Source organism: Williamsia sp. 1138 (assembly GCF_002095435.2).
Classification (GTDB): Bacteria; Actinomycetota; Actinomycetes; order Mycobacteriales; family Mycobacteriaceae; genus Williamsia.
Genome location: NZ_MJEJ02000054.1, coordinates 221,762 through 235,095, shown reverse-complemented (window position 1 = coordinate 235,095; position 13,334 = coordinate 221,762). Strand labels below are relative to the sequence as shown.

At 66.8% G+C, this 13,334-nt stretch carries 9 protein-coding genes; 3 read left to right on the top strand and 6 right to left on the bottom strand.

Annotation, left to right across the window (positions count from 1 at the left end; all coding sequences use genetic code 11):
* Positions 1 to 39 precede the first annotated feature (39 nt).
* A complete protein-coding gene (locus tag BH683_RS27360; RefSeq protein WP_246833628.1) occupies positions 40 to 2,730 on the top strand; it encodes an HAD family hydrolase in 2,691 nt (896 codons plus the stop codon).
* Positions 2,720 to 3,778, top strand: a complete 1,059-nt coding sequence (locus BH683_RS27355; protein ID WP_084839434.1) for a class I SAM-dependent methyltransferase — start codon at positions 2,720 to 2,722, stop codon at positions 3,776 to 3,778. Before BH683_RS27360 ends, BH683_RS27355 begins: the two co-directional genes overlap by 11 nt.
* A gap of 3 nt (positions 3,779 to 3,781) precedes the next feature.
* On the opposite strand, the gene BH683_RS27350 is transcribed toward BH683_RS27355, so the two are convergent.
* Genes BH683_RS27350 through BH683_RS27325 form a run of 6 tightly spaced genes read right to left on the bottom strand, consistent with a single transcriptional unit; the run spans position 3,782 to position 12,486 of the window.
* Positions 3,782 to 5,641, bottom strand: coding sequence for a glycosyltransferase (locus BH683_RS27350; protein ID WP_084839433.1), 1,860 nt, complete (start codon positions 5,639 to 5,641; stop codon positions 3,782 to 3,784).
* Between the two features lie 55 nt (positions 5,642 to 5,696).
* Positions 5,697 to 7,358 (bottom strand): allophanate hydrolase, encoded by a 1,662-nt coding sequence (gene atzF, locus BH683_RS27345; RefSeq protein ID WP_084839432.1) that lies wholly within the window; start codon positions 7,356 to 7,358, stop codon positions 5,697 to 5,699.
* Positions 7,355 to 9,358, bottom strand: a complete 2,004-nt coding sequence (locus BH683_RS27340; RefSeq protein WP_084839431.1) for a 5-oxoprolinase/urea amidolyase family protein — start codon at positions 9,356 to 9,358, stop codon at positions 7,355 to 7,357. Before BH683_RS27340 ends, atzF begins: the two co-directional genes overlap by 4 nt.
* A 5-nt stretch (positions 9,359 to 9,363) precedes the next feature.
* The gene (locus tag BH683_RS27335; RefSeq protein ID WP_084839430.1) at positions 9,364 to 10,032 is read right to left on the bottom strand and encodes an urea amidolyase associated protein UAAP2; all 669 of its coding nucleotides are present in this window, start codon (positions 10,030 to 10,032) and stop codon (positions 9,364 to 9,366) included.
* Entirely contained in the window at positions 10,032 to 10,886 is an 855-nt protein-coding gene (locus tag BH683_RS27330) for an urea amidolyase associated protein UAAP1 (RefSeq protein ID WP_084839429.1), read from the bottom strand. The genes BH683_RS27335 and BH683_RS27330 overlap by 1 nt, the downstream gene beginning before the upstream one ends.
* Positions 10,887 to 10,917: 31 nt before the next feature.
* Positions 10,918 to 12,486: an amino acid permease gene (locus BH683_RS27325; protein WP_084839428.1), complete on the bottom strand. Its 1,569-nt coding sequence runs from the start codon at positions 12,484 to 12,486 to the stop codon at positions 10,918 to 10,920.
* A gap of 251 nt (positions 12,487 to 12,737) precedes the next feature.
* On the opposite strand from BH683_RS27325, the gene BH683_RS27320 reads away from it, so the two are divergent.
* Positions 12,738 to 13,313: a TetR/AcrR family transcriptional regulator gene (locus BH683_RS27320; RefSeq protein ID WP_281492337.1), complete on the top strand. Its 576-nt coding sequence runs from the start codon at positions 12,738 to 12,740 to the stop codon at positions 13,311 to 13,313.
* The last annotated feature ends 21 nt before the right edge of the window (positions 13,314 to 13,334 follow it).

The window sequence follows — 13,334 nt, the reverse complement described above, 5'->3', positions numbered from 1 at the left end:
CGACAACCGACCGGATTGGAAAAAGCCCTGATCACCGACGTGACGGAACCCAACGCCCAGATCGTCCGCCGAGGCCGCACGACCCTCGAGGACGTTCACCAGATGCTGCGGGACGGATCCTGCTCGGTGCTCTCGCTGGACATCTTCGACACCATCCTGTGGCGGCGGGTCCCGCGGCCGACCGATCTGTTCGTGTTGCTCGGTGAGCGGCTCCGTCGCGAGGGCGCGATCCCCGATTGGGTGGAACCCCACGCGCTGCGGACGATGCGGATCACCGCCGAGATCGAATCTCGGGAGCGTCGCGGCAAACTCGGTCCCGAGGTGTCGATCTACGACATCTGGCGCGAGATGCCCGCCGAGATCCTGCTCCGCGACGACATCGAGTACTACGTCGAGGCAGAGGTCGCCGAAGAGCGCCGCATCCTGGTCCCGGACTTCGACATCGCCGAGCTGGTGAACACCGCGCACGCGCACTCGGTGCCCATCGTGGTGGTGTCCGACACGTATTTTCTGCAGGAACATCTCGACCGCTTCCTCGACCGGCCGCATCTCGAGCCGCTCAAATCAGCGCGATTCTTCCGTTCCCACGAGCACGGCGTCGACAAGGCGCACGGATTGTGGAAGGTCGTGCTCAAGGGTCTCGGCGTGCGGCCCGGCCAGATCGTCCACATCGGCGACAACAAGCGGCCGGACGTCACTGCACCCGGCAAGCTGGGCGTGCGCACCGTGCATTTCACACGGATCACCGACGACTACGAAGCGATCCTGCGTCGCGAGGGTGCGCCGCTGGAGCCGTTCGGGGTGAGCGCACCGCACCTCGACGTGACCGAGGGTGACTTCGGCATCACGAGTTTGCGGGCGAAGCTCATCGAGAACGCGAACCTCGACGCCGTCGCGCCCGACGTGGCGTGCTCCTGGAGGTACGGCGCCGCCGTTCTCGGCCCGGTACTGACCGGATTCGCCGATTGGGCGGCCCATCGGGCGGCAGAACGTGGCACGAAGGTGCTGTGGTGCCCGATGCGCGAAGGGGAGATGCTGGCAGACCTCATCAACAACGCTGCCCGCAGCGCAGGCCTGGATGTGGTTGCGAAACCGATCTGGCTTTCTCGACACCTGACCTCTGTCGCCGCGTTGGGCGTGCTGGACCAGGACAGCATCCACACGTTCATGCGCCGCCGACACGGCATGACCATCGGCGGCCTGCTGGCGATCCTGCAGCTGCGCCCGGGCGATGTCCCGGCACTGACCGACCGGCTCGGAGTGGTTCTCGACAACGGCGTCATCGCCGACGACGTCGCGACGGCGTTGGTCGAGACACCGCACCTGCGTAACCGGATCGCGACGACCGCGACCGCGACGCGCGAACGTCTGCTCGCGCACCTGCGCAACGCCGGCGCCCTCGACAGCGACGACCTGACGATCGTCGACCTCGGATGGGGCGCGACCATTCAGAGCCAGCTGTCGACCGCCCTCGGTCTCGCCGGGGTGCCGATCAAACCGGCCGGTCTGTACCTCGCCACGGACAAGCGCAGCACGAAGGTGATGCTGCGGGGGCTGCGCGTCGAGGGTTACCTCGGATCGGCAGGCGAACCCGTCGGAGTGGTCGGGGCCGTGACCCGGAGTCCGGAGATCCTGGAGCAGGGTGTGAGCAGCCTGTGCGGATCGCTGCTGGACTTCACCCCCGAGGGAGATCCGATCCTGGGACCGATCGCGGGTTCCGCCGAACAGAACCACGCACGTCGAGCGCTCCACCAGGGTGTGCACGCATTCCAAGACGAATGGCTTCGCTACGCGGGCGACTCCGACCTGTGGCCGGCGTTCAACGGTGGCGAGGTGCCGCTGCTGGGCAACATCGTCGCCTCGTCCATCACCGCTCCGACCCCCGACGAGGCCGCCGTGTTCGGCGCCTGGGAACACGAGGACAACTTCGGTTCCGACCTCGTCAGTCACGTGATCCCGGTCGAATTGCTGCCGGCAGTCCGCTACATGTCGCCCGGCGATCTCGATGACCTCGGCATGCGCGACGCCTTCTGGCCCCAGGTGCTGGCCGCCGCCGACCCGCGGCTCGCGTCGGCCGCCGACGCCGTTCGTACGGGCGCCGTACCGGCATCGGTGTTCGAACCCGACGAGCCGAAGAGCGAAACGGTCTTGCGCTTCCGGACCGGCGACGGGAAATGGCACGATGGCCCCAAGGTGCCCCTGCGGATCAACCGGAACGGATTGTCGTTCGCGCGCTTGAACTTCGAGGCGTTCGACGCGACGGACATCTCGCTCGCCATTCCCGGTCGGCCCGCCCTCGTGCGACTCGACTGGATCGAGGCGACGGTGACCGCAGGCGGGCATCGGCACCCGACTCCGTTGCGCTGGGAGCACCCCCAGGACTTCGCGGGACTCGTATACGCCGAATCGGCCTGGCTCGGTGGCAATCTCGTCGAGTTCCATGCGCCGCATTCGGCGCTGTGGCTGTCCCTCGTCGATCGGGCGGGCGCTCCGGTGAGCTCGGCCCAGATCACCATCGCGTTCGCGGTGCTGCCGCAGTCGTTGTCGGGACTCTCACATCGGGCGCCCGCAGCCCCTAGACTCACGAGACTGACTGCGCGCGCCAAGGCCGAGTATCGGTCGGGTGGCCCACTGGCCCTGGCGGCCGGTGTGGCGCGCATCGTCGGACGGGCCGGTGCCCCGGCCACTCCTCCGGACGACGATGAGAAGAAAGACAAAGATGAAGACTGAGTTCGGGGACCGGAACGACCCGCACGTGCAAGCCCGGGCGGCACGGCAGGCGCCGTTGCTCCTCCATTCCTTGACATTGTTCTCCGAGGTGATCGGCCGGATCTTCGGCGCGGCGCAGCCCCGGACCGTTGTCGAGGTCGGGGTCGAGTCGGGTGGTGCGAGTTCGATCTACCTCGATCACGGAGCAGAGTCCGTCTACTGTGTCGAGCCCGTCCCGACAGACGAGATGCGTGAGACGTTGGGGAACAATCCCGATCTGCACCTGGTCGAAGGGTTTTCGCCGGCCGTACTCGCCGAGATCCCGTCCGGCGACGTCTACGTCGTCGATGGTGATCACAACTACGCGACCGTTCGCGGCGAGCTCGACTGGATCCTGGCGAACGCGCCGGATGCCATCGTGATCTTGCACGATCTGCTGTGGCCGTGGGGACGGCGAGACCTGTACTACAACGCCGCAGGACTCGACGCCGCAGATGTCCATGACCATGGTGCCGAGGGCCCGACCATCTGGCACGACGACGTCACCGCTGCCGGGTTCGTCGGCCTCGGACAGTTCACCGCCGCGGTGGACGCCGGTGGGGAACGCAACGGGGTGCTGACAGCCATCGAGGACGCACTGGCCGCGGACCCGGCGCGGCGGCATGAATTGGCGCTGGTTCCGGCAGTTTTCGGCCTCGGGGTGATCTACCCGACCACCGATGTGGACAAGGCGGAAAGACTGCGCACCGTGCTCGAGCCGTACAACGGATCGCCGTTGCTGGCGGCCATGGAGAACAATCGGGTCGCGCTGTACACGCGGGTGCTCGCCATGCAGTACGAGATGGCGGCAGGCGCGATCGATCGCGATGATCTGGCGTATCGGGTCGGACAGTTGAGCGCCGAACTGCAGCAGCAGCGTGACGAGAACGACCGGCTCATCCGAGTCCACCAGCACGAACTCGAAGCCCTGCGGGCGAATCCGCCGATCTCGCTCCGGAACCTGGGGGGCCGGGCCGCGCGCAAGGCCGCTCGAAAGGTGCGGGGTCTACGCGGCAGGGTCCGGCGGTAGGTCTCACTCGGTGGTGAACAGGCGCTGCCAGTTCTCTCGGCTGGTCAGGGTAGGCGTTGCTGCCCGGTAGGCCTGTTGTGCCTGTTTCGCCTCGGATCGAAAGCGTCTGCGTAGTCTGATGTTTCGCGCGCCGAGTGCCCTGGCGGCCCTGGTGTCGCGGGTGCGCAGTCGCACGCCCGCGCCGGATGCGTCGGCCACCACCACCTGATCGAACAGCGACACATGCCACCAGTGGGCATCCGTCGGGGGAATGGCCACGCACCCTCGCTCCACCCGCCCGGCGAGTTGGACCGCTGCGCGTTTGGCGAGCACCACGTCGAACCGATCTTTGGCGGGTTCGAATCCGGCAGGCCGAACGGGCAACTCGCGGTAGGTCACGCCGGGGACGTCGGACTCGGGATGCACCACTGTCTCTGGGAACGGTGCGCGTTCACGGCGGATCTCGGTGACTGCCGCACGACCACCATCGCCGAGGATGTCGGGTCCGGCGAGGAAGTCCTCGATACCGCGGAGCATCGTGTGCGCGAGCCCGTACTGCATCGCCACGATGTACTGCGAGATCTCACGGAACATCCGCGTGCTCAACGACTTCACGTCGAGGTCACTGTGCAACGCTGCGGTGATCAGCGAGTTCCGGATGCTGAAGTACATCGCCGGATCGTCGTTGTCCTTGCGGGAGAAGTCCATATGCCATACGGCGGCTCCCGGCAGGGTGACGGTACGTACGTCGTCGACTTGCGCTGCGCGGATGCCGTATTCGATATCGTCCCACTGAAAGAACATCGGCAACGGCAGGTCGAGTCCGGTGATGACCTCGGACGGCAGCAGGCACGTCCACCACCCGTTGTATCCGGCGTCGGCAGGCCGGTCCTGGCGCTCGGTCAGCATGTCCGCGTCGTGCAGGGCATTCTTCGCCCATCGGCCGGCCCTCAGCGTGCGCAGATCCGCGTACTCGGCGCCGACGTGCAGCCTGGTCGGATTCATCAGGTAGAGCATCTGGGCGCCGACGATCATCGGTTCGGGGGTCACCGCGGCAAAAGCAGTGAGCCGCAACACGGTTTCGGGCTCGCAGCGGATGTCGTCGTCCATCAGGATGAGATCGATATCCTCCTCGCGTGCGATGGCCTCGGAGATCCCGCGGGTGAAGCCGCCTGCGCCACCGAGATTCGGTTGCCGGATGTAGGCAAGGGTTTCGTCGAGTGTGCCGGACACCCGCTCGAAGCCGGGCTGGTCGCATACCGGATCGGTGCCCTGATCGACGACGTACACCGCGCTCAGCCGCTCGCGCGTCGGTTGATCTGACGCCAGCGCCGTCAGGGTTGCGACACAATCGGCGGGCCGGTTGAAGGTACAGATCGCCACCGCGGCTGCACGCATCCGTCGCGGGGCGGTCGTCGACCATACGACATCGCGGATCGTCAGCTCGCCGTCGTCGGCGACGAATCCCACCCACACCGAACCACCGGCGGAGTAGGCGTCGAGCTGGACCGTCGAGGTCGCCGCACCGGCGCCCTCCAACTCCAGACGAGCCACGTCGTGGACCTGCCCGTTGCTGTCGGAGCCCCTGATCACGGCATGCGCGCGGCCGGTGGTCTCGAACGTGAACCCGAGATCGATGCTCGTCAGGGTCGTCCAGCGGCCGAAGTAGGCGGCAGGTACGCGCCCGAAGTAGGTGTCGGTGTCGATGGTGGTCCCGGGGCCCGCATGTAGCGAGGTGCGGGTGCGATCGGCGTGGCCTCCGGCGATGGTGGCATAGAGGTCGGCGTCGGTGTCCGGCGTCGGTCCGGCGAACAGCACCCGCTGCAGGTTCAACGGTGTGTCACCTGAGGTGGGTTGCGCGGCGGTCTCGGCGCGTTCGTTCATACCGCCATCCTGCTACAGGTGGGTCGAGCACGGACGTCAGGTGGGTACGGCGGCGTCAGCGCTCGAGCCAGTGCGTCACGCTCAGTGGTTCGGCGGTGGCGACCGCTTCGTGATCGCACGCGAACCCGACCGTCCATCGACCGCCCTCTAGTTCCACCGCGCCGAGGGTCATCGGGGTCGGTAGGGCCGTGAGGAAATCCCCGAGAGCGGCGGGTGAGAGAGTCCACAGCTCGCCCCTGATCGAGGTCCCGGCGGCGGTGTCGCGGACCAACCCGGGTTTCTCCGGTTGGGTGTCGAGTGCGACGAGCCGATAGGACGCCGCGGTGGCGGCCTCCCCGTTCCACCGGGCGCCGCGGTCGGTCAGCTGGTGCATCAGTGGTTGCCCTCGTAGGTGGGCGCCGACGACGAAGACCTCAGCGGTGGCGGCGCCGGCGAGTTCGGGCCAGGAAGGGCCTTCGCCTGCCGGCAGCGTCCCGATGCGGCCTGCGATGTCGAGTGCGATGGCGTCGTCGTGGTCGCGGCAGATGACCGTCACCCCGAATTGGGCCGCAGTGCCGTCGGTGTCGTCGACGGTCCCGGCCGGGACCGCCACAGCGCACATGTCGAAGAGGTTGCAGAAGTTGGTGTACGTCCCCATCGCTGCGTTGACGCCGATCGGGTCGGCGGCGACCTGATCAAGGGTCGGATGCATGGGTGCAGTGGGGACGAGCAGGGCGTCGGCGTCGCCGAGGGTGGCCAGTGCTCGCACGCGTAACTGTTCCACCCGGCGCCGGTCGGCGAGCAATTCGACCGCGGTGAACCGGTCGGCCGCGCCGATGATCGCCGCGACAGTCGGATCGAGCGCGGCGGATTCGCTTGCGGTCGAGATGAACTCGCCGACCGCCTCGTAACGTTCGGCGACGAGGGCGCCCTCGTACAGCAGCTTCGCCGCGGCCAGGAAGTCCGAGATGTCGATGCGTTTGACGCGGACGCCGGCTGTCTCGGCCCGCTCGATGGCGGCCTCGAACGCGTCCTGCCACCTCTCGTCCAAGCCGGGCAACTGGGCGGGTACGGCGACAACCGGACTGTCCGGCGCGGCGAAGCGCACTGCGGTGCCCCAGTTGTCGGTCCCCGCCATCGATCCCATCGCGCGGTTGGCGAGGTCGAGGTCGCGAGCGAGGACGGTGACGCAGTCGTAGCTGGCGCACGCCGGGACGACGCCTGCCGTACTGACCACGCCCAGCGTGGGTTTGATGCCGACGATGCCCTGCAGCCCCGCGGGTACCCGCCCGGACCCGGCGGTGTCGGTGCCGATGGCGATGTCGGCGAATCCCAATGCGACGGCGACCGCGGAACCCGAACTCGAACCGCCGGAGATGCGTTCGGGACGTCGCGAATCACGGACTGCGCCGTAGGGACTGCGGGTGCCGACGAGCCCGGTCGCGAACTGATCGAGGTTCGTCTTGCCGATGACGACTGCGCCCGCCGACCGCAGTGCGGCCACTGCTGCGGCGTCTCTCTCCGGCACGTATTCGAAGCCGGGGCAGGCGGCCGTCGTCGGCAGCCCTGCGACGTCGACGTTGTCCTTGACCGCGAGCACCACCCCTGCCAGCGCGCCGCCTCCGGCAAGGGAGGACTCGTAGTCCCGCTCGACGTCGGCCCGCTCGCGCAAGCTGATGAACACCTCGGGTCGATCGGCCGCGTCGATGAGGTCGTAGATGTCAGCGATCCTGCTCATGCCACTTTTCCTGTCTTGGTGGCGAACTCGCCACCATCGGACCAACGTTGCCGTTCGATTGCCCTGGCGGCCTCCATCGCGGAGCGATCCGCGGTGATGGCGCCGGCGTTGTCGTCGAGGAACCGCTGGTGTTCGGCGAGCGAGAACGTGCCGTCGCTGATCTCCACTGTGCCACGCCCCGCGGCCATGTCGGCCCGCAGGTCGAGCAGTTCATCGGCGCTGACCGGGTACCAGCTGATCTTGTCGAAGAAGCGCAGCAGCCAGGGATGTTCGGGTTCGAAACCGGCGGCCCGCAGTGGATGCCGATGGTTCCAGACCTGGGTGGTGCGACCGACGAACTGGTATCCGCCCGGACCTTCCATTCCGTAGATGCACATGTAGGCGCCGCCGATACCGACTGCGTTCTCCGGCGTCCACGTGCGGGCGGGGTTGTATTTGGTGGTGATCAGCCGATGGCGAGGGTCGAGCGGGACCGCAACGGGCGCGCCGAGATACACGTCGCCGAGGCCGAGCACCAGATATTCGGCGTCGTAGACGATCCGGTGCACGTCATCGACCGAGTCGAGACCGTTCATCCGCCGGATGAATTCGATGTTCCAGGGACACCAGGGTGCATCCGAGCGGACACCGAGCATGTAGCGCTCGATCGCCTCGCGGGTGGCCGGATCGTCCCAGGACAACGGCAGATGCACCGTTCGGCTCGGTACGACCAGCTCTGATGCCGACGGCAGCTGGGCCTCGCACTCGGTCAGCCAGTCGAGCAGCGTCGACTGCCGCATCACGGTGGGGTCGACCTTGATCTGCAGCGATCGGATGCCGGGGGTGAGGGTGATCAGCCCGGGAGGCCGTTCGGCGTCGATCCGTTCGGCAAGCGCGTGTACCCGGGCACGAAGCGCGAGATCGAGGCTCATGTCGCCGTATTCGACGAGGATGTTGTCGTCGCCGCTGCGGCGGTAGGTCACCGTGGTGGTGCCGTCGGCCGTCATCGATCCACCGAGCACCCCGTTGTCGAGGTCGGTGCCCGCGGAGATGACAGTGCTGAACCCCGCACGCCGGTCTTCGCCGAAACTCGCGACGCTGGCCACCTCGGCCGCGCGGACCGGGACGAACTGCACGGTGTCACCGGGCTTGAGCTGTCCGAGCTTCCACCGCTCGGCGGTGGTCACGGTCACCGGGCAGACGAACCCGCCGAGACTCGGCCCGTCCGGACCGAGCAGGATCGGGGTGTCGCCGGTGAAGTCCAGTGCCCCCACTGAATACGCGGTGTCGTGGATGTTCGACGGATGCAGGCCCGCCTCGCCGCCGTCGGTGCGTGCCCATCGGGGTTGCGGGCCCACCAGGCGAACGCCGGTGCGGTCGGAGTTGAAGTGGACCTCATACGGTGTGTTGTAGAGATCGTCGATGTCCTCGGGCGTGAAGAACTCGGGGGCACTGTGCGGGCCCACGGTGACAGCGAGATGCCAGTTGTTGGTCAGCGCAGGCTTCTCGTCGCCCAGGATGCGTCGGGCCACCCCGGACGGAGCTGTCGCGGCGGTGGCAAGCGTGTCGCCGTCGGCCAGGGCGCGGCCGTCCTTGCCACCGAACTTGCCGAGGGTGAACGTCGATCGGCTCTCGAGGTAGAGCTCGGCGTCGATTCCGCCCGCGACAGCGACATAGACGCGCATCCCCACGAAGCCGACCGCACCGATGTCGAGGATCTCGCCGGCTTTGAGGGTGATCGGAACCCACTGTGGGACAGCTTGGCCGGATACGGTCAGCGTGACGGGGGCGCCGGTGACGGCGACGATGGTGTCGGTGTCGAATTGCAATTGCGGACCCATCAGGGTGCACTCCAGTCCGGGCGCACCCTCGGCGTTGCCGACCGCGATATTCGCCAGCCGGAACGACAGGTCGTCCATCGGCCCCGACGGCGGAACGCCGACGTGCCAGTAGCGGATCCGCCCGGGCCAATCCTGGATGGTGGTCTGCGGTCCTGCCCGCAGGATCGAGATGCTCGCCATGGTGGTCAGGCCTCGCTCACGCCGGGCCGGGTCACGATGACACGGACGGCGGTGGGGTCGAACCCGTTGCAGGGGTTGTTGATCTGCGGGCAGTTGGAGATCAGGACCAGCGTGTCCACCTCGGCGCGCAGCGCAAGACGCTTGCCGGGTGCGGACAGTCCGTCGACGATGCCGAGGGAACCATCGGGATCGACGGGCACGTTCATGAAGAAGTTGACGTTGCCCACCATGTCGGCCTTGCCCAGGCCGTGGGGCGCACCACCGATGAGAAAGTTCTCCACGCAGGCGTGCTGGTGTTTCGTGTGGTGGCCGTACCGCAGTGTGTTCGACTCCTGCGAGCAGGCACCGCCGAGCGTGTCGTGATTGCCGACCTCGTCGGCCACGATCGTCATCAGCGGTGCCGAATCCTGATCTCGGATCACCGATCCGGTGGTCAGGAAGATGTTGCCCTGGGCTGCGATGGTCGCCTGTGCCGAATAGCGGATGGAGTGGTCGTGACCGCCGAAGAACAGGGTGTCGACGGCCTGGTTGCCGTACAGATCGACGATCGTGAGCACGTCGCCGGCCGCGACGATCCCCGACCAGGGCGCGCGGGGCCCGATCTCGTGATCTCCGATCACCGTCCCGGGCACCAGGGCCAACTCTGCTGCCGATGATGTGGTGGCGGTGCTCATCACGCGTTCCTCTCGAAGTGTGCTGCGGCCCAGACGTCCTCGGAGTTCAGGGCGGCACGCTGGTATTCCGGGTCGGTGTCGGGCAACTCGGCGAGCAGGGTTTCCAGATCACCGGGAGCCCGCCACGCGAGCACCTCCACCGGACCCACGTCGAACCCGGGTGAGGGGTCGAGTGGGTGCGCGGTGTTGACGATCGCGACCGTGCACGGCAGATGGAGCAACACGTCGACGTGCTTGTCCAACCCCGCGGAACCCTTCGAAGTCAGGGATCCGTCGGACTCGACGACGATGCCGTGGAAGAACGACAGCGACGGCGCCACGTCAGCGGCGTGCAATCCGTGTTTCGCGGCGGCCAGCAAGAACAGCTCACGCCCGGCCGGAGTCTGCGAGTAGACCTCACCGGCACCGTATTTGGCGGTGTTCCCGGCCAGCGTACTGGTGCCGCACAGTGCGTCGTGATGACCGGAGTCATCGTCGACGATGGTGGCCAGGACCCGGCCCTGGTCACTGAGCAGGGGATGGCCGGTGCCCAGGTAAGCCTGCCAGGGCACCTTGACGGTGTCAGCGACGTTGAGCCGCTCCCAGGGTGCATCGGCGCGCCAGAGCAGCACGTTGGCACAGCCTGTCCCCGCCACGTCGCGCAGACGGAGCCTGGTGCCGCGCGCGAGCACCTTGACGGTGTACCGCCCACCAGGCACTGTCTCGGCCCACGTCATGTCCTGCCCCGCAACATTGTCGGGCAGATCAGGCCAGGACGATGCCGGCACGACGGGCATGGTGTCTGTGATCGCGGCGGCTTGGGCGCGAGCGTGCTCGCGAGCTCCGGCGGTGGTTCCGGTGGACGTCATCGTCATATCCGTTGTGTCCTTTCGGTATCGGGGACTGCTACTTGCCGTCTACTGCGGGGGTGAACACCTTCACGGGCATCGGGTGCTTCTTGCCATGGGGGAAGCAGGCGATGCCGATCAGGATCGACGCCACGATGCAGATCGGGCCCGCCCACTTGAGGATGGGCATCTCGCCGGCAGGGTCGAAGATCTCGGCACGTGGCCAGGCAAGATTGATCACCATCAGCAGTCCGTAGACAACTGCCAGCAGGTTCAACGGGATTCCCAAGCGGCCCAACGTAAATAGTTTCTTGCCCTCGGCGTCGACGGCGCTGGTGGTGTTGCCAGGCCAGCCCTTCAGTCTGCGCCAGAGCATCGGCCCGGTGACCGAGAGGTAGGCGAGGTAGATCAGGATGATGCAGACGCTGGCCAGGGTCGCGAAGATCGCGGAGTTGCCGATGTTGACGACGAGGACGCCGATGCACAGGACGCCGATGAGCACGGACGGAGCGATGGGGGTTCCGGTGCGTGCGTTCACGTGGCTCAGGAGTTTCGATGCGGGCAGCCGGTCGTCGCGAGCCATCGAGAACATCAGCCGTGAGCAGGCGGTCTGAATGGCCAAGGTACAGATGAAGATCGCGACGACGACGTCGCAGAGCAGCACCTTGCCCCAGAAGGAGCCGAGTACCGAATCGAGGACGTAGGGCAGGCCGCCGACCGCCAGTTCCTCACCGAGGCTGGGCGCGGCCATGAGGGCGCCCAGGAGCATGAGCCCGCCACCGATCGCCGACACCGTCAGTGCCAGTCGAATCGTCCGCGGTGCCACCCGACGAGGGTTCTTCGTCTCCTCGGCCAGTTCACCTGCGGAGCCGAAGCCGACCATCACGTAGGCCGCCATGAGTCCGGAGACGATGAAGGCCCAGATGTAACCGGGCTGCTGGCCGGGCAATCCGGTGTCGAACACGACGTCGGGGCCGCGCTCGGCGTGGGTGAACAGCGCCAGGATCACCGCGGTGACGCCGACGATCTCACAGGTGACGCCGATGTTGTTGATCCGGCTCATCCAGTTGACGCCGATGCAGTTGATGAACGTGGTGATCACCAGCAGGACCGACCCGAGCAGGACTGCGTTCGCGGCGCCGCTGGTGGTGGTCAGTGCTGCGTCGTCGCCGATGATCTGGAAGCCGTCCCAGATCGAGGGCATGACCACCTGTAGGGCGATCGCGGCAGCAGAGGCGGTGACGATCTGGGCAAGCATCATGAACCAGCCACCGAACCAGCCGATGACCTCTCCGCCCATGCGGCGCGACCACTGGTAGATCGCACCGGAAATCGGGTAACGAGCGGCGATCTCGGCAAAACAGAGCGCGACGAGGAACTGGCCGACGTAGACGATGGGCCAGGTCCAGAAGAACGCCGGACCGCCGAACGAGAAGCCGAGACCGAACAGCTGGAAGATCGTGGTCAGGATGGATACGAACGAGAATCCCGCCGCAAACGACGCGAAGGTTCCCAGCGAGCGATGGAGCTGCTGGGTGTAGCCGAACTCGGAAAGATCGTCGGCGTCGGGCGTTCGTCCGGCACCGCCGCTCACTGGGGCACTGGGAGGTTGCGCGGTTGCGGTCATGGGAGATCTTCCTGCTAAGGGGCCCATGAGCCCTGGTATCTGTCAGGTGACAGATAACCGCGCAGCTATTTCTGTCGAGTGACAGGTTTGTTTCCGGCTCGCAAACGCGTGAAACAAGTATGTTTCCGAGAACGCACTCGGTGCAGGTCAGGGGCTCGTTGACCGGCGCGGACGCCATCAAGGGTGCGCAGATCACAGTATGGTCAGCACTTGTGACTCATGTTGCGGCAGGCCCAGGGCGCCCTCGGTTGGTGGAACAACGACGTCGTGGTGCCACCGCTCGCGAGGAGATCAGGGACGCCGCGGCCGAACTGTTCACCACGCGTGGCTACGCCGGTACGTCCACCAGGATGATCGCCGAGGCGGTGGGGATCCGGCAGGCCTCGCTCTATCACCACTTCAAGACGAAAGACGACATCCTCGAGTCCCTGCTCAAGGACACCGTCGTGGCGCCGCTCGAGAAGGCGCGGGAGGTCGCGGCGGCCGACGGTCCGACGCTTGCCCGACTTCAGGAATTGGCAGGCTTCGATGCCGGCCAACTCGCCGCATCGCGCTGGAACCTCGGCGCGCTCTATCTACTGCCCGAACTGCGCACGCAGCGATTCGCAGAGTTCCGGCAGGCGCGCACCGATCTGGCACGCATCTACGCGCAGCTGGCCGGTGAGGTCCTCGGTGATCAGTCCGACCCCCGTCGGCACGTTCCGTTCCGGCTGGTGGAATCGGTCATCAGCATGCGCTCCGACGAGATGGTGGGTGCGCTGGGGAGCGATTCCCTCGACGACCTCGTCGGGGTACTCGTCGAGAGCATTGCGCTCGTCCTCACCTGACGACAAAAGCACACCGTTGCG

What these genes read in the sequence shown, in the direction of transcription:
- atzF (WP_084839432.1), bottom strand. Translation starts at nt 7,358, where the DNA reads ATGAGCAGGATCGCTGACATCTACGACCTCATCGACGCGGCCGATCGA.
- BH683_RS27325 (WP_084839428.1), bottom strand. Translation starts at nt 12,486, where the DNA reads ATGACCGCAACCGCGCAACCTCCCAGTGCCCCAGTGAGCGGCGGTGCC.
- BH683_RS27340 (WP_084839431.1), bottom strand. Translation starts at nt 9,358, where the DNA reads ATGGCGAGCATCTCGATCCTGCGGGCAGGACCGCAGACCACCATCCAG.
- BH683_RS27335 (WP_084839430.1), bottom strand. Translation starts at nt 10,032, where the DNA reads ATGAGCACCGCCACCACATCATCGGCAGCAGAGTTGGCCCTGGTGCCC.
- BH683_RS27355 (WP_084839434.1), top strand. Translation starts at nt 2,720, where the DNA reads ATGAAGACTGAGTTCGGGGACCGGAACGACCCGCACGTGCAAGCCCGG.
- BH683_RS27350 (WP_084839433.1), bottom strand. Translation starts at nt 5,641, where the DNA reads ATGAACGAACGCGCCGAGACCGCCGCGCAACCCACCTCAGGTGACACA.
- BH683_RS27330 (WP_084839429.1), bottom strand. Translation starts at nt 10,886, where the DNA reads ATGACGATGACGTCCACCGGAACCACCGCCGGAGCTCGCGAGCACGCT.